We start from the raw sequence: 20,963 nt of genomic DNA, 5'->3' as shown, positions 1-20,963 counted from the left end.
ATAGTCTAAACATTTTTGGTACCAGGGGCTGGCATTTTAAAGAACTTTGCCGTAAAAAGCCTCTGGGCTGTCTCTATCGGTATGCCTTAAACTGTGGAGGCAAGCGATCGCGTATAGGCGTTTTTATGTTTTTATTAAGACGCTTTTGAGTGAGTCTGCGCGATCGCTTTTGTCACTCCCAAGAACTCGCGCAAAGTCGCTGAAGCATCGTCCTGTCGCCATACAGCCGCCATTGGGACAGTTGGTGTTGGTTCAGCGATGTTTTTGTATAAGACACCCTTGCGTTGAAGATTTTGGACATTAGCAGGGAGCAAGGCAACTCCAACCCCACCAGCGACTAAGCCGAGTATTGTTAGCATCAGCGTTCCTTCCTGGATGACAACGGGGGAAATACCCGATTGTTGGCACAGATGTTCGAGCTGTTCAGATAAGACTGGAGAGAATTGACGAGAAGGAAGGATGAACACTTCCTGTGCCAGTGCTTTTAAGGAAACTTGAGGTTGGCTCGCCAGTGGATGAGTCTCTGGTAAAGCGACAATTAAAGACTCATGGCAAATCGTCATCCAGGATAAATCAACTTCTTCTTGCATCCAGGACGGCAAATGGAAAAAGCCAACATCCAGATGGCGATCGCGCAGTGCTTGCAATTGGAAGGAAGTTGCTAACTCTCGCCAGACGAGTTCCACAAGCGGAAAACGTTCAAGATAAACTCGCAGAATGTCTGGCAAAAAGCTGTTTGCCATTGAGCTAGTAAAGCCGATTACCAATCGCCCGATTTCTCCACGACTAGCACGTTGCGCCATGTTGACCGCACGATCTACGCTAGCGATCGCGCTTCGAGCTTCGTCTAAAAAGACTCTTCCAGCTAGGGTTAACTGGAGCGGTCGCTGGGTGCGATCGAACAGCTGCACTCCCAGATCGTCTTCGAGATCGTGAATTTGTTTGCTCAAGGGAGGTTGCGCGATATGCAGACGAGCAGCAGCACGAGAGAAGTTTAACTCCTCTGCAACCGCGATGAAGTAATGCAAATGCCGAAGCTCCATTCGTTCTTCACCACTATGTCTTTGCCCTAATCTTGGCAAGATAGGAATGCAAATGTCAAATTAATATCAGTTTTTAAACACTATATCTTTGCAATATAGTTGCCTAGTCAAGAAAGTATTAGACATCTAGTAAACCCTTCGTTAATCTAGATGAAAAGACGTTATCAACCTCAACACATCTAAGTTAATAGATAGTGTTGTAAATAGGTATAGGGAGCCATTATTTTATGAAGAAGATCGAGCGTGTTGCCATTGGGGGGGGAACGCACGGAAACGAACTCACCGGAATTTACTTAGTGAAGAAATTTGAGCGATCGCCAAACTTGATTCAGCGACCTAGCTTTGAAAGTCTTACCTTGTTAGCGAATCCCAAAGCCTATGAAATTGGGAAACGGTATGTTGATACCGACCTTAATCGCTGTTTTCTTCGCCAGGATTTGGAGAATTCGAGTCTTTCTAGTTACGAAGCGCAACGAGCCAAGGAGATTTATGGGAAATTTGGCTCTGGGGGGAGCCATCAGGCAGATTTGGTTGTTGATTTACACAGCAGTACAGCAAACATGGAGCTAACAATTATTCTCGCTAGCAAGCAACCTTTTAACCTTCAATTAGCGGCTTATCTCACATCTTTTCATTCAAAAGTGAAGGTACTTTACTCGACAACCAGAAATCAAGGCACCCCTCATCTGGACTCAATTTGTGAATTCGGCTGCACAGTTGAAGTCGGTGCGGTGGCTCAAGGGGTATTGGATGCAACTTTATTTCAGCAAACGGAGGAACTTGTCCAGGCAATTTTAGACTACACGGAAGCCTACAACCAGGGAACGCCACCTCCTGTAAGAGATACCCTTACCGTTTATCACAGCATCCAGACAATAGACTATCCCAGGAATGAGTTTGGAGAGATTCAGGCAATGATTCATCCCCAGCTTCAATTTAGAGATTATGAAGCGCTTCATCCCGGCGATCTCATGTTTTTAACGTTTGATGGTCAAGCGATCGCTTATGAAGGTGAAGCAACAGTTTATCCAGTCTTTATCAATGAAGCAGCCTACTATGAAAAAGGAGTTGCTATGTGTTTGACTGAAAAGCAGCAAGTCACCATTTAGAAAAAGTATCAAATTTTGAATTAAAATTTAATCATTTCTAACTCTTGGTCGATAAAAAATACATCGCGAAATTGAAATTTTGGATATTATTGGTTGACAAAAGTGAAGAATAAATCGGTTATTCAAAACCACAAAGGAGTCATAAATGAAGGCGCAGCAGGCAGAACTTTACCAAAGTATTCAAGAATTTTCCGTTGACGATCCTGGGGCTGCTTTTCCTTTTAGCCAAAGGTTAGCAAGAGAAAACGGTTGGACAGTTCAATATACTCAGCGTGCCATTAACGAATACAAAAAATTTATCTTTCTTGCTGTTGTAATTGGGCATCCTGTCACGCCTTCCGAGCAAGTAGATCGAGTTTGGCATTTGCACTTAACTTACACTCATTCCTACTGGGATGAGTTTTGTGCCAAAGTTTTACAGAAACCATTGCACCATCAGCCAACGAAGGGCGGTTCCAGCGAACAGGATAATTTTTACAGGTGCTATAACGAGACGCTGATTAGCTACGAAAAACTCTTTGGACAGCAACCTCCTAGCGATATCTGGTCGCCACCCGATACCCGATTTGGGAAAGACATCCAGTGCAAACAAGTCAACACTCATCGGTATTGGCTCGTACCCAAACCATCTTTTACTCTGGCTTGGTTGCCCTCTATTGATCTCCCTCGCTTGCCTTTGGGGCAATTCCTAGCGATCGCTCTATTGTCATTTATATTAGTTCTAACTATCAGCAGCTCTACGCTACTGATAGCAGGGATTTCTACCCAGACAACTCACTCTATAAGCTCTAAATTAGCACTGGCTCAAACAAGCGAAAATTCTCCGCTACCTCGCAAGACTCCAACTCCAACTCCTAAGAACAAAGATCGTCCTACTTCGGAAAAATCTTCAGGATCGTTTTGGTGGTGGCTACCAATATTCCTCATTTTTTCCCTGTTCGGAAGTCGCGGCAATAACAGTGGTGGTGGTAGTAGTAGTGGTAGTAATGATAGTACGAACAACGGCTGCGGCTGTGGCTGTATGTGATCGGGCATCTGTTCAAGACTGGACAAGAAACATACAACTAGAGAAACCCTGTCCAAAACCCTTGCGTGGGCGTCATTTTTGGCGTTACCTTCAGCAATCAGATATCACCAGGATGGATTTCTGATTGATCAGTGCAAACCCCAAAAATCTTCTAACAGCGACTGTTCTCGTAATTCTTAATTGCTTTTTACTTGGCTACCGTGGCTGCGAGGATCATCCTGACTAACTTTGGCGGGTGTAACGGGTGATTGGAAGGCAGAAACCTGTCCCCCAGCTTGGGCGTAAGGCAGAGGTACAGAAGCAACAAGGGCGTCAATGTTTGCCTGCATGACGGGACGAGGTACCTCACCGATGGTTTGAGCGATCGCGTCTCCGTTATTGCCGAAATATACAAAATGGGGAATCCCATCAACGCGGTAGCGCGTCATCTCTGGCAACCACTTATTGTTATCCACATTCAGCATGACAAAATTCATCGAATCAGCATACTGCTCTTTGAGTTCGCCCAGATCCTTTGCCATCGCCTGACAGCTGGTACACCAGTTCGCATAAAATTCCATCAACGTCGGCTTGCCATTGCTCAAAGCCACTTCTAACGGTGTAGATTGCTCAGCTTGGGTGTCCAGGGAAACTGAACTTGTCTCAGTTTGCAGTCCCAAGAATAGGAAAACGCTGAGGACAATCGCTACTAAAGCAATCAAGAAGTTTGTGACACGTTTCGCGCCGGTTCCTGGCGACGGCGGCTGGGAGGTTGCAGTTGATTCAGATGAATTCACAGCCATCGAAGATTTTTTCACGATTGTTATAGATGAGCTACCTTTAGTGTACCAACTCCCTCCAGAGCTACCTTTGCCGTGAAAAAACGAGTAACGTTGACTTTTCCTAAACGAGCAATTCAGATGCCAGTGACTTATCGACTGGCGAAGGATTTTAATGTAGCGGCGAATATTATTCGTGCCCAAGTGGCACCCAATCAAATTGGGAAGCTAGTGGTGGAACTTTTGGGCGATATTGATGCAATAGATGCGGGAATCGAATGGATGCGATCGCAAGACATCAGCGTTTCTTTTGCCAGTCGCGAGATCGCGATCGATGAAGACGTTTGCGTTCACTGCGGGTTATGCACTGGCGTTTGCCCCACAGAAGCTTTGACGTTAGAACCGCAGACATTTCGACTTAATTTTACGCGATCGCGCTGTATTGTCTGCGAACAGTGCATTCCCACCTGTCCCGTAGAGGCAATTTCTACTAATTTTTGAATTGAAAATGCCTCTTTTTGGCGAATTGAGTCCAAGACTAGGCGATCGCATAATTGTAGTAACCGCACCGCTCTTGAATGGCAGCGATCGCATCAAGGATCGTGCTAAGAGCAACGCTATTCTCTGATTTAAATAGCATCTGGCGCAGATAAGGCAATGCTCCAGCGCTGCCGATTTTCCCTAGACTATAGGCAGCCTTCTCCCGAACGCTAACGTCTTCGTGGTTAACAGCTTGCCTGAGCGCCCCTACAGCCGACGGGCTATTGATTTGACCTAATGCCCAAGCAGCACTCCCTCGAACGCTAGCGTCTGGGTGGTTGAGAGCTTGTCGCAGTGCTGCTACCGCCGCTGGAGTGCCGATTTGACCTAATGCCCAAGCAGCGCTTCCACCCACAGTCGCGTCTTCATCGTTCAACGCCCCCAACAGCCCCACCACCGCAGCCGGAGAACCGATTTCCCCTAAAGCCTCCGCAGCCTTCTCGCGCACCCGATAGTCGGTATCGTGCAAAGCCTCCAGCAGCCCGGTTACGGCAATCTGGCAGCCAGTGCTACCTAAAGCAGAGGCAGCATTTTCGCGCACCCGATAGTCTGTATCGTGCAAAGCTTCTAGAAGTCCAGCTACCGCCGCCGGGGAGCCTATTTTTTCTAACGCAGCGGCAGCACTTTGACGAACTCCAAAGTCTTCATCATGTAACGCTTGTCGCAGTCCGACAACGCTGACTTCACTGCCGATTTTCCCTAAAGCCTCAGCAGCTTTTTCTCGAACATCAAAGTTTGGATGGTTTAAAGCTTTCAGTAGCGCCGCTACGCCTTCCTCCTTGCCCATAGAACCCAGGGCATAGGCAGCCATCCAACCCACCCACGAATCATCATCGTCCAAAGCTTCTAAAAGGCCAGCGACCGCCGCTTGGGCAGGTGCAGGATCGATGCCCTTTCTGCCGATTTTCCTTAAAGCATAGGCAGCACCCCTGCGAACATAAAAGTCACGATCCTTTAAAGCTTCTAGCAACCCTGACATTGCCGCCGGAGAGCCGACTAAACCTAACCCATAGGCAGCACAACTGCGAACCTCATAATCTTCATCTTTCAGAGCCTTCAGCAGCCCCGATACTGCCAACGGATTGCGGGTAAGACCTAAGCCGAATGCAGCCCTCTCGCGCACCCGATAGTCTCGATCCTGCAAAACTTCCAGCAGTGTCGCCACCGCCTCCTCGCTGCCAATTTTTCCTAAAGCATAGGCAGCTCTTCGGCGAACATCAAAGTCGTCATCGTTCAACGCTTGCCGTAGCGCCATCACCGTTTCTTGCGTGCCAATCGAACCTAATGCTTCGGCTGCTTTTTGACGCACCCGATAGTTTTCATCATTTAACGCTTGCAGTAGCGCTGATACCGCCTGCTGAGTGGGAATTTGACCTAAAGCATAGGCAGCATTGTAACGCACCCGAAAATCTGCATCGTTCAAAGCTTCCAGTAGCGCCGACACTGCTTCCTCGGTGGGGGTTTGACCTAAAGCGTAGGCAGCTCTCCCACGCACATCAAAGTCCTCGTCGTTCAATGCTTGCCGCAGCACCCCTACGGCTGCCTGGGTACCAATCGCGCCTAAGGCATAAGCTGCACTCTCGCGCACCTGAAAATCTTCATCGTTCAACGCTTGCCGCAACCCCATCACTGCGGCATCGGTGCCGATAGAACCTAATCCATAGGCTGCACTCAAGCGAACACCAGAGTCGTCATCGTTCAATACTTCCAGTAGCGCTGTCACGACTGCATCGGTGCCGATGGAAGCTAAGCCATAAGCTGCACTTTCACGCACCTTAGCGTCAGGGTGGTGAAGCGCTGGGAGTAGGCTGGGGATTGCACTATCAGAGCCAGTGATGCCTAAAAGTTGAAATTTCAACTCTTGAGGAACTTCTAAAGAAGCAACTAAACCGACGGTTGCGGCTTGAAACTCCGGTTTAACGGCTCCTGCCATCTGTGCGCCTAACCTCAAATCCACTTCTAAGGCTAACTTCACGACTCGCACTACCTGAGCTTTTTCCTCCAAGCGCTGTAACATCTGCACTATGGGGTCTGTCCATTTCAGATAATTTAAATACTCCTGTTTGAGCTGGTCATCACTCAGTGAGAGTACCTGTTGGAGGAGGTTTTCGGCGGTGTAAGATTCCTGAATCGGTTGGTGATGCAATTCCATCTAGTTGCCTTCTCACATTTGAATCAATGGGTGCTTGAGCAAACCGTCTAGGCTACGTCCGACTCAGCAAAAAAATATATGACTTTGATTTTAACGAACGACGACGGAATAGACGCTCCTGGAATCCGAGCGCTGCACAAGGCGATGAATGGCAAGGGGGTGATTGTGGCTCCTAAAGACCATTTATCCGGATGCGGTCATCAGGTGACGACGACTCAAGCGATTCATGTCCGGCGTCGCTCGGATTTTGAATATGCGATCGCGGGTACTCCCGCTGATTGCGTTCGCATTGCGCTTACGCATCTTTGCCCTACTGTCAAGTTTGTCCTTTCTGGCATCAACGCCGGTGGCAACTTAGGAGCCGATGTTTACATTTCAGGGACTGTCGCCGCTGTGCGCGAAGCAGCCTTTCATGGCATTCCGGGGATTGCCGTTTCCCACTATCGCAAAGGCAAACTGAATGTTGATTGGGATGTGGCGGCGAGGTGGACGGCTGGAATTTTAGCCGATCTACTCAACCGTACCATTGAACCGGGAACGTTTTGGAATGTAAATTTGCCGCATTTGTTACCCGGAGATCCCGATCCGGAAGTGGTGTTTTGCGAACCTTCTCGGCAACCCTTACCAGTTAACTATCGCGTTGAAGGCGATAATTTTTACTACGTCGGAGAATATGCCAAACGCGATCGCACGCCCGGTAGCGATGTTGATGTCTGCTTTTCCGGCAAAATTGCTGTAACTCAGCTGCGACTTTAAAAAAGGTGAGGTAAGATACCGCTCCCATAAGAGTTAGCGAAAATCCCTTAATGCAGTCCCTTCGTGTAAGATAGCCAAGGTTAAATTGAACTCAATAGTGGTGGAACCATCCGAAGCACAATACCTAATTCTCAACGCCTTAGATACCTTAGAGCTACTTAGCAATGCGGTGTATGATGAAGACACAGGAATTTGGGTAATTGAAACCCCTAGCAATGTCTTACCCTATGCTCGACTCCTGCAAAATAGCGATATTGTTCCTATCAAATGGGTATCGGAACGATGACAAAACCTACTGAGATTGAAAAGCAACAGTATGCAAGAATAAAAGAACTTTTTGCTTTATCTCGACAGCGCTACTTGGATGCAGGAGGCGATCCTCGAAAGCGCCCAAGTGGTCTTAAAGGTGATGATTACTTGACCGATGAAGAAAGGCAAGAACTATTTGCGATCGCTCGCGGTGGAGTTAAAATCATCGGGGACGAAGTTCACTGTGAAGGGCGGTCTTGGAAAATATCCGCAAAAGATATAAATAATTAGAATTAATCAAAATGCGAATTTTAATCATGGGCGGAACCCGTTTTATCGGGGTTTATCTAACAAAAATTTTGGCAGAACAAGGACATGAAGTGGTGCTGTTCAATCGGGGAAATAAACCAGCGCCCGTTGAAGGTATCAAACAAATTCAGGGCGATCGCACGGATGCTTCGCAACTAAAAGAAAAGTTATCTCAAGAAAAATTTGACGCAATTTTTGATAATAATGGTCGGGAATTGAGCGACACCCAACCTTTAGTAGAAATTTTTAAGGATCGGGTGCAGCATTTTATCTACATGAGTTCTGCGGGTGTGTATCAAAAGTCAGATCAGATGCCTCATGTAGAAGGGGATGCCGTCGATCCAAAAAGTCGTCACAAAGGTAAGCATGAAACGGAAGCTTACCTAGCACAACAGAAAGTGCCTTTTACGTCGATTCGTCCTACCTATATTTACGGCCCACAGAATTATAACGATCTGGAAGCTTGGTTTTTCGACCGGATTGTGCGCGATCGCCCAATTCTCATGCCCGGACATGGCTTCCATCTCACCCAACTCGGTCATGTAAAAGACTTAGCGGTGGCAATGGCAGCAGTTTTGGGCAATTCTCAGGCAGTGGGACAGATTTATAATGTGTCGGGCGATCGCTATGTTACTTTTGATGGTCTAGCGCGTGCTTGTGCGATTGCAGCCGGGAAGTCCCCTGAGAATTTACAAATTCTCCACTACGAACCCAAAAAGTTTGACTTTGGCAAACGTAAAGCTTTTCCTTTCCGACTTCAGCACTTCTTCGCCTCAGTAAATAAAGCCAAGACTGAACTAAGATGGCAACCAGAATATGACTTAATTTCTGGCCTAAAAAACTCGTTCCAGAAAGATTATCTTGCCTCTGGTCGGAACAAAGCCGAGATAGATTTCTCAATTGATAACGAAATTCTAGAAGCAGGCTAAATCAATCACAAACACCCGAAGACCCAAAAGAGCGATTAGTAGTAGAGATACGATTCATCGTGTCTCTACTAGCTAACCGCTGAGGGTTGCTCGGTTTTTTGGGGGAGAAGGTAAATAACTCCAGAAATCAAAGTAAAGGCAACGGAAATCCAGAAAGCAATTATGGCGGGAATTTCCCAAGAGACAGGCAGGGGTGCGATCAAAAGCGCGATCGCAATAATTTGACTGACTGTTTTTAACTTGCCCCAAATATTCGCTCCACTAATGGTCGTTTTGTTAACGCGCCAACCAGCGATCGCTAACTCTCTTGCCAAAATTAGAAATACGCCCCATGCCGGTACTTGACCGAGTTGAATGAGCGGCAATAGGGGAGCCAACACCAGTAATTTATCAACTAACGGGTCAAGAAATTTACCCAAATCTGTAACTTGATTCAATTTACGAGCCAAGTAGCCATCTAACCAATCCGTAGCCGCCGCAACCAGAAAAATTACCAATCCCACAGTGCGAGTTTCAGTTGTTGGGGTGTCCAGGCAATAAAGCAGAACTGGCAAGGCCAGTAAGCGAGATAAAGTAATCCAGTTGGGTAGCGTCATAACAAGCATCGATCTGATAAGTTAAAAAGACTGTAGACTCCGGACGGTTTCGCGTCCAGAGTCTACAGCCTGAAATTCTAAGTTTACAGTTAGGGATTCGCGATTCGCTTTTTAACAAGCACCTTTCTTCTTCACAACTGCCATCACTGTCTTGAAAATCAAGCTGAGGTCGTAAGCAACAGACCACTTTTGCTGGTAGTCAATATCCATGCGGACAATGTCTTCAAAGTCTTGGACGCTAGAACGACCATTCGCTTGCCACTCGCCAGTAATTCCCGGCTTAACATTCAATCTTTCCCAGTGATGAGCATCGTAGCGCATGACTTCATCAACGGTCGGCGGACGGGTTCCTACTAAGCTCATGTCTCCCATTAGAACGTTCCAAAACTGCGGGAATTCATCTAAGCTGGTGCGACGTAAGAACTTACCGATGCGGGTAATTCGGGGGTCATTTTCGTTTTTAAAAATATGCCCTTTCGCTTGGTTATCGACCAGATGCTTGAGCTTCTCTGCACCAACAACCATCGAACGGAATTTCCAGATGCGGAACTTGCGTCCATTCAAACCGCAGCGAATCTGACTGTAAAAGACAGGACCTGGGTTATCCAGTTGCATTGCGATCGCAACTGGAATTGTAATTGTCGCTGCGATCGCTAACCCCACGACGCCTCCCAAGATATCAATCAGGCGCTTCTCTTTGCTAGTGACAGATGGATGACAGCTTGGCTTTGCAACATCAACCAGGTAGATTTCATCAAACGCCGACGAAGCAACGTCGAGGGATTCGGGGAGGTGGGAAGTAGTAATCACTGTTTTTAAGTTGGCTTCTAGAATCAGGTTGCTCTTATGTCAATATAGGCAACACCCCTTACAGATGAATCGTTGAAAGCCCTTACTTTACCGAATCTTTAAGGGAATCGGTATTTTTTTAAGTTTTGTTAGAAGTACGGTTGACAAGCTACAGATTTCAATTATTTAATCCTCTGCCTGTAGGAGGATTGAGAATGGATAATTCTTTTTACCTGAAAGTACGTCGTTACGCGTCTCTTGCGGGTCAGAACTTACCCGGCAAGGATTGAGAAGGATAATTTTTCACCTTGAAGTACTCCTCCCCAGTCTTTTGCAAACAAAGATTTTTCCCGATTTTCCTCCGCACGTAGGGGGAATTGCGGAGGGATGTTCTTGTGACTGAATACAAGCAGTCTCGGATCTCATCGCTAAACTGTTGCCGGTACTAACAAGTCAAAAACTAATGGTTCTTCTAGTTTTTGATAAGTGCTTGTCAGGATAGTGTTTAAATAGCGAAGATAGCGATCGCCCTGCTGAGCATTCAGTCGATACATCTGCGTCGCTTCTTTCTCAAAAAGTGGAGCCTCTGCGATCGCTTGATAGTCAGGATTTTGCTCGGAGGTGGAACTCAGCAGTCCAAACTCGGCTTCCGACGGCACGATACCCGCAGGCAGCTTTCCTTCCAAGAGCGCCATGACGCGAGAATAACAAACCCGCGTATTAATGCCGCGATACTCTAATAACTGCATAATTTCATTCAGCGGCAGCGGTTCTTCTGGTAAAGCGCGTAAAAGTTCCAAAAGCAGAAAATAATCGCTGTACTGCTGCGTTTGTTGCTCCAACAGTTGAGGATACAGCGGTAACGTAGCCAAACCGTAAGCCACTGGACTACAGTTTAGGGTTGAGTCGTTTGCGCCAGTATCCCGAATCAGGACTGCTTTTGGGAGTTTTTGTCGCAGCCATTGAGCGATTTCTCCGACGGCTGCGGTTCCGCCAGTACAGATAATTTGATGAATTCCCGATGCGGGTATCCCTGCCTGAGTTAGCAGCGCATTCAATTCTTGATTCAGTTTTTCAAGAAACGGTTTGTACACGCGGTTTTCTAAATCTCGGCGTGTCACCAAACAGGACTTTCCGCCCAATTCCACGGTATAGCTGTCTTGCTGTTGCAGAATTCGTTTGACAGAATTGGCAGCTTCCAGAAGCGCTTGTCCCAGGGGAGAACTTTGCAATAACGATGCCAAGCGATCGCGCGTCGCTAAATCGGGTTCCCCGGCTTTGGGAAGGCTCAAGGATGAAGAATGCAGGATGAAGGATGACTCGAATTCATCTTTCATTTTGCCTTCTTCATCGTTCAAGAGTAATTGACCGATGATGTCTTGATCGATAGCGTTACCTGCATAGGCAAGACTCCGACAAGCAAACTGAGAATACGTTAAGTCTTTAAGATTTTCGGGCAAATTCACCACAGCGAGTTCGATGGTCGTGGCACCCGCGTCGATCACCAGAGTCCCGCCTTGCCAGGGGACTCCCGGTAAGGTTGCACCTTCAATTCCTGCCAACAAAGTAGCGATCGCATCTTCAAGAAAGAAGATTTCCTCCGGATTTTCCACCAGATGGGCACCCAGTACGGCTTCGCGGATGTTGAAGCGGTAGGTATCCCCCCATTTAGCAGGACAACCGACAATCACACCACTCAAGCAACTCATCGCTGCATTTAGCGTAGAGGGCTTTAAACCAGCGGCACCCACTAAATTAGGTCTCGATTGTTCTGTGGGGGATAGCGGGTTTCCCTGCCTTCCTAGAGGTCTTAGAGTGGCAAATAACGCTTGCAATGACCGCCCCAGCCAGTAAAGGGAAATTGGCTGGTCGAGCGACCACTGCAATATCGGCTCCCATTTTTTGGCAGATGAATAGTAAGGAATTCCCACCTTCAAGTACGGTTTAAAGCCTTGAATAAAGACTCCTTCTTTACGATTGGCAAGAGAAGACGCCAGAACACCCACTGCGATCGCCGCTGGCGTATGCGCGTAAGTGTTACTCGCGGCTGGTGTATCGGCGTAAGCGCTACTCGCACCCCCCGATGACTGCTCTGAATTGCTCCAGGCTGGCCCCGTGTAAGTTACTGCGGGTAAACGAAAGCTGGTTTGGGTAGATTCTGTCTGTCCTTGGCTTATCCAATAGATGGGATATCGTTCACCCGTCGAACCATTTAACAAAACCGCAGACACGCCAGTTGTGCCAAAGTCAATCCCTAAGTACCAGGCATACTTGCTGACATTCTCCGCAGGTGATGGTTTTGCAGACTCAAGGACAGTGGAAGAATGTATTGAATTTGGATTCATTATCCCGATCGGGAGCAATTTTGTACTTTCTAAAACGAATGGGGATTCAAGGGTAATTTTCTGAGTGGGTATCCCTACAGAGTTTTTTTTTCCGGGTTCGATGAGTCTGAAAATATATCCAGATCCAGATCAAAATCATCAGTTTGAGGCAGCGTCGGCTCAGAAACGGCTTCTTCCTCGGTTGCCATCGGTGGATTATTAGGGAACTGAGCGATCGCATCGTCTGGTGGAGCGATCAGTTCTTCCAATCGCAATAATTCTTCCTGCCAATCCGATTCCCCTAGGTGTGTTATTTCCACTTGAGAAATTTCTGGCATTTCCTCAAATTCCCAGTCGCCTAAATCTTCTTCCTGCAACCCAGTTAGCGCATCAATATCGGCATCAGACGCGATCGCCCTTTCTCTGGGTGTTTCTAGACTCTGTTCCTCATCGGCAAATAATTCCCACGATTCATCGAACTCAATCGATACTGCTGTCTCCTCACCAGTAATTTCTGGCGTCTGTTGTGCTTCCGAGTCAGAGAAGTATTCTTGCTCTAGCGCCGCCGTTTCAGTAGGTAGTAGATTGACTTCTTCGGGGAAGAATGACAACGATTCATCGAAATCAATGGTGGCTGGTGCCTCCCTTGACGGATTGGCTGACTCCTCCCACTCCCAGTCGGCAACGTATTCTTGTTCTAACGCCGCCGTTTCGATTGGTGGTAGCTCTAAATCGACTTCTTCTTCGGGGAATACCAACGATTCGTCGAAATCGATGGCGGCTGGTGCCTCCCTTGACGGATTGGCTGGCGGTGGCATTTCTTCCCACTCCCAGTCAGCAACATATTCGTGTTCCAGCGCCGCCGTTTCTGTAGGTAGTAGATCGACTTCTTCGGGGAATACCAACGATTCATCGAAATCGATGGTTTCTGGCATCTCTTCTGGCGTTTCTGCTGACGTGATTCCTAACGTCTGTTGCTGGGAATCGGCTATGTATTCTCGATCCTCCTGTATTCCTACTTCTGCTTCTGTTATCGAACTTAGCGAGGGCGATACTTCCGACGATTCATCAAGATTAGCGGGGGGAAGAAAAGCGATCGCTTTGTCTGGCGCTGGGTCTAAGGGTTCTACAGGGAACAAGGAAGCCAAATTCCAATCCGCTCTTTCATCGGCTGTTGTCGTGTTCGCCGTTTCCGGTTGCTCCTGATGGGAATTTTGTGGATGGTGAGCGATCGCGTTTTGTGTTTCTGCTAAATTGAATTCCTCAGACGGCAATCTTTGGGACTCCTCATCTGTTCCAGGAACAGAATCCTCCTCCACAAAGCTATCTAGGGCGAGATCATCCCAATCTTCCATCAACAACTCATCCAGTTCCGTCACTGGCAAAGCTTCCTGGTGTCTCGTCCTCTGGGTTATTTCTGACGCTTCTGCTTGTGTTTCAACAGCATCAACCGTCCCTTCTGGTATCTCCGTCCCAAAAAGCTCTTCCTCCTCTGCGAACCAGTCATCTTGAGTCTGGATCTCTATAGCGTTATCGCTAAAATCCGCCTCTATATCCCTTCTCTGCTCCTCTGATGGCGGGAATACGCCCCCCTGCGGTGCCTCAAAGCTAGACAGATCTTCGCTCAGCAGTTGCAGTGTATCTCTATCCAGCCAAAAAAATTCGTCTTGGTCAACTGAGAAAGTATCCATCGCCAGCAGATTCTCGTCTGGCGAAGCTGGAATGTAGATATCTTCTTCCAGACTTGCAGCTTCCTCGGTTGCAGGTTGCTCTGTATCCTGGATTTGAGTGTCCTGGATTTGAGCATTCTGGATTTGAGTATTCTTGATTTGAGTGATTTCCTCCACACTCGGAGGTGTGACGATTGGCAAGGGAGATTCTGGTGGCAGTACTTCTTGCTCCTGGAACAGATCCTCCTGCAACAGATCGGTTAGTGCCGAAATGACCAGATCCCCTTCTTCCACTGTTTCAGGATTGAAGGCTTCATTGGTTTCGACATTTTGATCTTCACTGGCAATCGTCGGAGCGATCGCCCACTTCTCAACTTGGATAACCGTCTTTTCCCAATCTTCGGGAAATAAGACATTTTCCCAAGAGTCCTCAACTTGCTCGACTCTCGCAGGTGGTTGCGCGATCGCGGCATCTTCAGCGGGGTCTTCCAAACCTGCAAACAGGGCATCCTCTAAAGAGTCCTGACTGCTATGAGAGCGAGGGTTCCTCTCTCCGGCTGAATCTTGAGGAATGATTGGATTTATACTTTCTGCTTGAGTTTGGGTATCTCCGGCGGGATTATTCTCCGGTTGTTTCTCAACTTTTTGAGCTTGTTGTTCGGGACTCTGTGGGATTGGCGGCGTCCCAAACAAGCTTTCAAAAAAATCGTCGATTTCGTCGCGCTTCCTGTCGGGAATCGTGGGAAGGATAGGCTCCGTCTGGAAGATAGTTTTCATATCATCGTCATCCAGCGATGCCATCTCCAGATTGCCCAAGTTCTCTAGATTCAAGTCTTCCAGACCGCTACTCTGGGCACCAGAGGTAGGGTTCGATGGAGTGCTAGCAGACGATGCTGTCCCAAAAAGATTATCCTTTGAGGAGGCTTGCCTTTGTACCGACTCGCCTAAGCGGTCCGTTGGCAGATTGAACTGGTGACTTTGCGGCTGCTCCTGTTCCACCGAGCGGAGGGGCAATTCAACCCCCGGATACGGCAATGGCTGTCTGGCGACAGGAACATCATTCGGCGAGAAATTGAATTCGTTGCGATTAGAAGGTGGCGAGGGGGGTTGATCCAGCGTTTGGGGTTCCCTCTGGGGATAGGGCAGTTGCAGAGCGCCGATCCCTGGTGTTGTCGCAGCCGTACTCGCGCTACTTGCATCTACTTGTGACTGCCGAGATGATTGCAAAATTGCTGAGGCTTCTTGCTGGAACTGCTCGGTGAGCTGATTTACCAACTCTGTAAACATCACCTCGCTTTGCTGCCCCAAGTTGTGCATTTTATCAAGTCCTTGGGCCAAGGACTCTTGATAGCTAACAAGATTGCGTTGCAGTGCCTCGAAGACTGTACGAATGGTTGAATCCAGCGTTGCTAGCAGTTGATCGGATTTTGCCTGTAACGTTTGCAGTTGTTCCAGGCGCTCTCGTGGATGTAAAGGTAAAGAGTTGCTAGATATTGCGTCTGAATAGCTAGGTGAGAAATTATACGGTTGTTTTTGACCTTCTGGAGGGAGTACCTCAGCACTCAAAAACTGAGTTTCCAAATTTCTCAGGGTTTGAGCCATCTGTTGCGTGAGAGTTTCCTGCAAGCGACTAGAAAGTACCTGCAAAAATTCGGAAATTAGTTGCTGCTGTGCCGCTTGTTGCTGAGCAAGCGTTCGATGGTGCAGCCGATAACTCTCCATCTGTCGAATCTCTAGAACCAGAGATTCCCGCTGTTGGCGAAGACTCTCCAGATCCCCCTGCAAGGACTGCATCAAGCTGGTTCGCACCGCTTCCATGTCTTGCTCAACCGCTTGCACAATCTGTCGTGCTGTTGTCTGCGGTTGATAGTTTTCCTGATGCCGAGCTTCATCTCCAGCGCCTGATTGTTGCCGTGAGACTAAATAGGTACGAACCTGCTCCAGAAGCCGACGCTGCTCTTGGACATCAACTGACCTGAGCCAAGGCCGACGGGAGCTGGCCTTGTGGAGGATGCTGTCAATATTAGCGATTAGTGTAGAAATCGCATCCGTCTCGTGAGTCACAATGGAATCCCTGGCTAGAACGATTGCACAGTTATCAGAAGTTACTATACTGCCACTGCCTATAATGTTAGACTGCCCAACAAGAACAACTTATATTAAACAGGGTGTTGCATCTACCGGGTGAATTATTTCAAGACTGGTAATTCTAAATGTAGATAGAATTTTGGGTTGTAGCGTTTTGTCACCCAATGGGTACAAAGAAAGCGATCGCCCAAAATCAAAGCGTTTTGGATTAAGATGTGAGTTTTGCTAGATGCGTCAGCAGCGAGTCGCGGGTTTCCTCTATGAGGATAATAAAGATAGGGTCACTGGCTCAATGGGTGCCTCCTAACTCTGATTGGTACGCTGCCAAGAGCCTCCTGTTCAGCCTAATTATCTTCGAGAGCGTAAACACCATATTCGGGAGATGCCGACCTGATTGCTGAAAGTTTCCGGCTCAACGGTTGCTCTTGATTCAAACGCTACCAGCTAGCCCCACTCCAGTGGGCCACTCTTTATCAGTTCTTAGCTTTTTCATTTGTGTTGGCCCGATGGAAGACCGATACACCCCCCGCGAACCGAACTCTAACATGAATGCGTTGATTCGCTCCACACCTTTGTTTACCGGCTTACCAGAGACCGTTGTGGAGAAAGCCACTTCCCATGTCGTCACTCGTACCCATCCTGCAAATCAGGTGATTTTGCTGGAAAATGACTGGGGCGGCTCTGTCTACTTTATTCTGGAGGGTTGGGCGAAAATTCGCACCTACAACCTTGATGGTAAAGAGGTAACGCTGAATATTCTTGGCAAAGGAGAACTTTTTGGCGAAATGGCAGCGTTGGATGAGGTTCCTCGTTCAACGGATGTAATTACGCTAACTCCTACGACGATTGGCAGTATGCCTGCTCAAGATTTTGTTCAGTTAATTCATAACGAACCACTAGCAGGCGTTCGCTTGGCTCAGTTGATGGCAAAACGCCTGCGTCAAGTCAACCGTCGCCTCCGATTGCGAGAATCAGATAGTATGTCCCGCGTTGCCGACACGTTATTATTCTTAGCAGAAGGACAGGGAAAAACTGCCCAAAAAGGAACGATGATCCCCAATTTACCCCATCGTGAGTTAAGCAGCCTCAGCGGTCTGGCGCGAGAAACGGTGACACGGGTTTTAACAAAGCTGGAAAAAAAGGCGCTGATTATGCGCGACCACGATATCTTGTGCATTCCCGATTTGGCGGCTTTGGAACGGCTAATCGTCTAATAAATACACGGCAGCGGCACTCTGGGTGCCCAACTGCCATTTATCTGGGTGCCTAGTCATGGGTTTTCAGAAAATATTGGTTGCTATCGACGACTCTTCTTTATGTCAGGCTGTCTTCGCTCAAGCGCTGGAATTGGCGCAGGCGAATCGTGGAGCAATGATGCTGCTACATTGCCTCAATAGCGAGATACTCGATGAAATAACGCCACGGCTCTCTGGTGAGATGGGTTTGTATCCTCAGATGATGACATCCTATGAGAATCACCACCTCACGCTCGAAAGGCGAATCCAGCAGGTGCAAGATTTGCTCCGAAGTTACTGCGAAAAATCTACCCGTCAGAAAGTGCCGACGGAGTTTGATTACAAAGTAGGCGAGGCTGGGCAAATGTTATGTCAAGCAGCTGAGAATTGGGGTGCCGATTTGATTGTGATGGGACGTCGGGGGCACAAGGGATTGACAGAAGCTTTGCTGGGGAGTGTGAGTAATTATGTGCTGCACCACGCTCCCTGTTCGGTGTTGGTAATTCAGGGCATAGATACGGAGCATCCTGAATCACTGGCGACTGGGGAAATAGCGGATGGATAAAGGGATACTGGAAATTGGTAATGGGTCTTGTAATTCTCTCCTGAAGCTGCTGAAGCTCGGCTCAAAACGGGAATAGAGGTTAAATTTAGGATCTGGCTTTGTTTTTTAATCTGCATGAGCGATCCTTTTGAAGACGGTCAAGCTTCTGGTCTGGGGAATTCTCAGAAAATCGAAGATGAGGCGAATCTAAGCGAAACGCCCCCGGCAACCAGTGCCCAAGGGAACAATTATTCCGAACCCCAGGTGAAAGCAGTTGCTCCCCTGATCATGGTGGAAACTGCCTTTCTGGCTAGTACTTGTAGTCTGATTTGGCTGATTAATTATTACTTTCCAATGGGACCGCTGCTGCGGATGTTTTTCCCAATCCCGATTGCCCTCGTATACCTGCGATGGGGACACCGGGCGGCTTGGATGGCAGCGTTGGTTTCTGGGTTGCTGTTGTCCGTCCTAATGGGACCAACTCGCAGCATTCTGTTTCTGATCCCCTACGGTCTCATGGGTGTCCAACTGGGGGCTTTGTGGCGGCGCAGGAGCAGCTGGCTGTTCTCGATTGGTACGGGGACAATTATTGGTACGTTTGGATTCTTTTTTCGGTTTTGGCTGCTGTCGATTTTATTGGGGGAAGACCTCTGGGTTTACATGACTAGCCAGGTGACGGAACTGGCAGAGTGGGTATTTGTCAAGATCGGGTTACTGCAAGAGCCGAGTCTATCTTTGATTCAAGCGATCGCATTCGGCATGATTATTCTCAATAACGTTATCTATCTGTTTGTCGTACATTTGGTGGCTTTGCTGCTACTCGATCGTTTGGGCAACCCGATTCCCCGTCCCCCTCATTGGGTGCAAGTGCTGCTGGATTATGAAGAATGAGGGTGAAAAGTTAAAGGTTGATTTCGCCTTTTTCCAGTTGCTTTGAGCCTTACCACGACTCAACCCTCAATCCAAAATCCAAAACTCGATGATTCATGTCTACACTCAGATAGAACAGGGACATCGATGGCTCCAGCGATATCGGGGACGTCCATCGGTGTTTGCTTGTCTTTTGGGCTTTACCGCCACCGGGCTGATCCCCGGTATTTCAGCAGCTGGAGCAACGCCAGAGGATCGACAATATACAGCGATCGCAGATGCGGAATTTTTGTATAAAGGCCCTCAGCCGCAGCCTCAATATCCTCTGCCTCCTCTGCAAGCGGGTGCCTCTCCAGTGCTAATCTCCCGCGCGGTGGTTGAAGCACTTGGTATTCCCGTTTATTTATTCAATGCTGGATTGCCCCAGCCGCCAACTGTTCCAGTCATTGATTTGGAAGGTGCCCCTGCCCAGTGTCTCAGCGGCGGAAATGCTTTGCCTCTCGCGACAGTGAAACATCTGTGGGAACAAGGACTGATTTGGGGGCAAAAACTAGCGGCAAGTATCCCGGATGGATATTTAATTCTGGGAGAGTGCGTGGTAGGGGGAACGACAACGGCTTTGGCAATTTTAACGGGCTTGGGTGTCCCCGCTGCCGGTAAGGTCAACAGCAGCCATCCTAGCTGCAATCACGCGCAAAAGTGGGCGGTGGTGGAAGCTGGGCTGAAAGCCTTTAGGAGCAGAGGAGACGAGGAACATCCTTTTCAAGACCCGTTACATCTGGTTGCGGCAATTGGCGATCCGATGCAAATTGCGGTTGCGGGGATGGCGATCGCTGCAAGTCGCACTTGCGGTGTCATGCTGGCGGGTGGAACGCAAATGCTGGCTGTCTATGCCTTGATGCAAGCGCTTGGGCGTCAATATTCCCTATCTTGGGAACCCGATCAAGTTGTGGTGGGAACGACTCGCTGGGTGGCAGAAGATCCGACTGGCGATACGGTCGGCTTAGCAGAAACAATTAGCCCAGTCCCCTTATTGGGGACTGGGCTAAGTTTTGCGCCCTCTCGTTATCCTCAACTGCGGGCTTATGAGCAGGGATACGTTAAAGAAGGCATGGGTGCGGGCGGATGTGCGATCGCGGCTCATTTAACTCAGGGTTGGCACCAGGAGCAATTACTCCAAGCCATTGAAATGTTAATCGAGCGTTGTTGAAGTCTGAAATATGAAGTGTGAAGCATAAAGCCAGTGTTTATTCTTTCTTCTCTATCTGCAAGCCTTCTAGCTGTATCCCGCCTGCTGATTGTTTAAGAGTGAATTCTCTGAGAGAGTAACTGTTCTTCTAAAGCAGCAATGCGATTATAGGCAGCGGTGAGCTGTGCCGTTAGCCGTTGGATTTGAATGGTCGGTGACAAATCTTTCTCGCTGCTATGAGAGTTACTATCTACAGAGTTTGTATCAACTAAGACATCTTTGTGCTCCATTACTGGAGACTGATTGCTGTAGCTTTTATAGGCATAGCGGCTATTACTGACTCCTAAAGGTGCGGGTGTACCTCCTTGGATAGCCGCTGCTTTGCTTTTAGACAAAGCTTCAGAGACTTTTTCGCTCAACTGGTCAATCATTTCGTAAAGGACATCAACTTTATGATTTAAAGTGATGACTTGCTTTTGAAGTGAATCCATGCAATTCCCACTAGGCGTTAACTTGATTTCTTTCATGTTATAAAAAAATAGTTAAAAAACTGTTTTACTTACAAATTATTTAACTATTGAGCAAGATGAATTTATGAAGCTGGAGTTGGGATCGATTGAGCCTTTTTAGGTCAAGGCTGAATAAACATGAAAAGCGGTTTTTATAGCAGGATTTATGATGTAGAAATATTAAATTCTCAATTCTGAAGATTTATTGGAAATTTTCGCGATTCTAGCCCTATATTCCGTTTATTTTGATTTTCAGCCCTAAGAAGTTCCTCTATCA

The 20,963-nt window shown here is 47.8% G+C and carries 19 protein-coding genes; 11 read left to right on the top strand and 8 right to left on the bottom strand.

Annotation, left to right across the window (positions count from 1 at the left end; translation table 11 throughout):
* Positions 1–134: 134 nt before the first annotated feature.
* Positions 135–1,043, bottom strand: a complete 909-nt coding sequence (locus H6F50_RS17600) for a LysR substrate-binding domain-containing protein (RefSeq protein ID WP_190429686.1) — start codon at positions 1,041–1,043, stop codon at positions 135–137.
* Positions 1,044–1,270: 227 nt separating this feature from the next.
* On the opposite strand from H6F50_RS17600, the gene H6F50_RS17595 reads away from it, so the two are divergent.
* Together H6F50_RS17595 and H6F50_RS17590 are read left to right on the top strand one after the other, a co-directional pair.
* Positions 1,271–2,152, top strand: coding sequence for an aspartoacylase (locus H6F50_RS17595; RefSeq protein WP_190429685.1), 882 nt, complete (start codon positions 1,271–1,273; stop codon positions 2,150–2,152).
* A gap of 145 nt (positions 2,153–2,297) precedes the next feature.
* Complete coding sequence (locus H6F50_RS17590) at positions 2,298–3,179, top strand: hypothetical protein (protein WP_190429684.1); 882 nt, start codon at positions 2,298–2,300, stop codon at positions 3,177–3,179.
* A 176-nt stretch (positions 3,180–3,355) separates the two neighbouring features.
* On the opposite strand, the gene H6F50_RS17585 is transcribed toward H6F50_RS17590, so the two are convergent.
* On the bottom strand, positions 3,356–3,961 hold the full coding sequence (locus tag H6F50_RS17585; RefSeq protein ID WP_190429693.1) for a thioredoxin family protein: 606 nt from the start codon (positions 3,959–3,961) through the stop codon (positions 3,356–3,358).
* A 72-nt stretch (positions 3,962–4,033) separates the two neighbouring features.
* Between H6F50_RS17585 and H6F50_RS17580 the strand changes: the two genes are divergently transcribed.
* Positions 4,034–4,438: an NIL domain-containing protein gene (locus tag H6F50_RS17580; protein ID WP_190412776.1), complete on the top strand. Its 405-nt coding sequence runs from the start codon at positions 4,034–4,036 to the stop codon at positions 4,436–4,438.
* 37 nt (positions 4,439–4,475) lie between these two features.
* On the opposite strand, the gene H6F50_RS17575 is transcribed toward H6F50_RS17580, so the two are convergent.
* Entirely contained in the window at positions 4,476–6,629 is a 2,154-nt protein-coding gene (locus tag H6F50_RS17575; protein ID WP_190429683.1) for a HEAT repeat domain-containing protein, read from the bottom strand.
* A gap of 78 nt (positions 6,630–6,707) precedes the next feature.
* Between H6F50_RS17575 and surE the strand changes: the two genes are divergently transcribed.
* From surE to H6F50_RS17555, 4 genes are all read left to right on the top strand, one after another.
* The gene (gene surE / locus H6F50_RS17570) at positions 6,708–7,385 is read left to right on the top strand and encodes a 5'/3'-nucleotidase SurE (protein WP_190429682.1); all 678 of its coding nucleotides are present in this window, start codon (positions 6,708–6,710) and stop codon (positions 7,383–7,385) included.
* Positions 7,386–7,485: 100 nt separating this feature from the next.
* Positions 7,486–7,671, top strand: coding sequence for a hypothetical protein (locus tag H6F50_RS17565; protein WP_190412893.1), 186 nt, complete (start codon positions 7,486–7,488; stop codon positions 7,669–7,671).
* A complete protein-coding gene (locus tag H6F50_RS17560; RefSeq protein ID WP_190412779.1) occupies positions 7,668–7,925 on the top strand; it encodes a hypothetical protein in 258 nt (85 codons plus the stop codon). Before H6F50_RS17565 ends, H6F50_RS17560 begins: the two co-directional genes overlap by 4 nt.
* A gap of 11 nt (positions 7,926–7,936) precedes the next feature.
* Positions 7,937–8,872 carry an NAD-dependent epimerase/dehydratase family protein gene (locus H6F50_RS17555; RefSeq protein WP_190412780.1) on the top strand — a complete coding sequence of 312 codons (936 nt, stop codon included), beginning with the start codon at positions 7,937–7,939 and terminating at the stop codon, positions 8,870–8,872.
* A 68-nt stretch (positions 8,873–8,940) separates the two neighbouring features.
* Here the strand turns inward: H6F50_RS17555 and pgsA are convergent, their stop codons facing one another.
* The 4 genes from pgsA to H6F50_RS17535 form a co-directional block, all read right to left on the bottom strand.
* On the bottom strand, positions 8,941–9,468 hold the full coding sequence (gene pgsA / locus H6F50_RS17550; RefSeq protein WP_190412894.1) for a CDP-diacylglycerol--glycerol-3-phosphate 3-phosphatidyltransferase: 528 nt from the start codon (positions 9,466–9,468) through the stop codon (positions 8,941–8,943).
* 111 nt (positions 9,469–9,579) lie between these two features.
* On the bottom strand, positions 9,580–10,218 hold the full coding sequence (locus H6F50_RS17545; RefSeq protein WP_347276560.1) for a sugar transferase: 639 nt from the start codon (positions 10,216–10,218) through the stop codon (positions 9,580–9,582).
* Positions 10,219–10,685: 467 nt separating this feature from the next.
* The gene (locus H6F50_RS17540) at positions 10,686–12,602 is read right to left on the bottom strand and encodes a hypothetical protein (protein WP_190429681.1); all 1,917 of its coding nucleotides are present in this window, start codon (positions 12,600–12,602) and stop codon (positions 10,686–10,688) included.
* Between the two features lie 74 nt (positions 12,603–12,676).
* The gene (locus H6F50_RS17535; RefSeq protein ID WP_190429680.1) at positions 12,677–16,315 is read right to left on the bottom strand and encodes a hypothetical protein; all 3,639 of its coding nucleotides are present in this window, start codon (positions 16,313–16,315) and stop codon (positions 12,677–12,679) included.
* Positions 16,316–16,845: 530 nt separating this feature from the next.
* Between H6F50_RS17535 and H6F50_RS17530 the strand changes: the two genes are divergently transcribed.
* The 4 genes from H6F50_RS17530 to cobT all read left to right on the top strand — a co-directional run bounded on the left by H6F50_RS17530 (position 16,846) and on the right by cobT (position 20,198).
* Positions 16,846–17,553: a Crp/Fnr family transcriptional regulator gene (locus H6F50_RS17530; protein WP_190412784.1), complete on the top strand. Its 708-nt coding sequence runs from the start codon at positions 16,846–16,848 to the stop codon at positions 17,551–17,553.
* A 58-nt stretch (positions 17,554–17,611) separates the two neighbouring features.
* Complete coding sequence (locus H6F50_RS17525; protein ID WP_190412785.1) at positions 17,612–18,139, top strand: universal stress protein; 528 nt, start codon at positions 17,612–17,614, stop codon at positions 18,137–18,139.
* A 114-nt stretch (positions 18,140–18,253) separates the two neighbouring features.
* Positions 18,254–19,009: a DUF2232 domain-containing protein gene (locus H6F50_RS17520; RefSeq protein WP_190412786.1), complete on the top strand. Its 756-nt coding sequence runs from the start codon at positions 18,254–18,256 to the stop codon at positions 19,007–19,009.
* An 88-nt stretch (positions 19,010–19,097) separates the two neighbouring features.
* Positions 19,098–20,198, top strand: coding sequence for a nicotinate mononucleotide-dependent phosphoribosyltransferase CobT (gene cobT / locus H6F50_RS17515; RefSeq protein WP_190429679.1), 1,101 nt, complete (start codon positions 19,098–19,100; stop codon positions 20,196–20,198).
* 92 nt (positions 20,199–20,290) lie between these two features.
* Here the strand turns inward: cobT and H6F50_RS17510 are convergent, their stop codons facing one another.
* On the bottom strand, positions 20,291–20,704 hold the full coding sequence (locus tag H6F50_RS17510) for a hypothetical protein (protein ID WP_242029081.1): 414 nt from the start codon (positions 20,702–20,704) through the stop codon (positions 20,291–20,293).
* Between the last annotated feature and the right edge of the window lie 259 nt (positions 20,705–20,963).

Origin of the sequence: Coleofasciculus sp. FACHB-712, from assembly GCF_014695635.1 — a bacterium.
Classification (GTDB): Bacteria; Cyanobacteriota; Cyanobacteriia; order Cyanobacteriales; family FACHB-T130; genus FACHB-T130.
The sequence above is the reverse complement of the archived record's forward strand: the minus strand, read 5'-3'. Positions and strand labels throughout refer to the sequence as shown.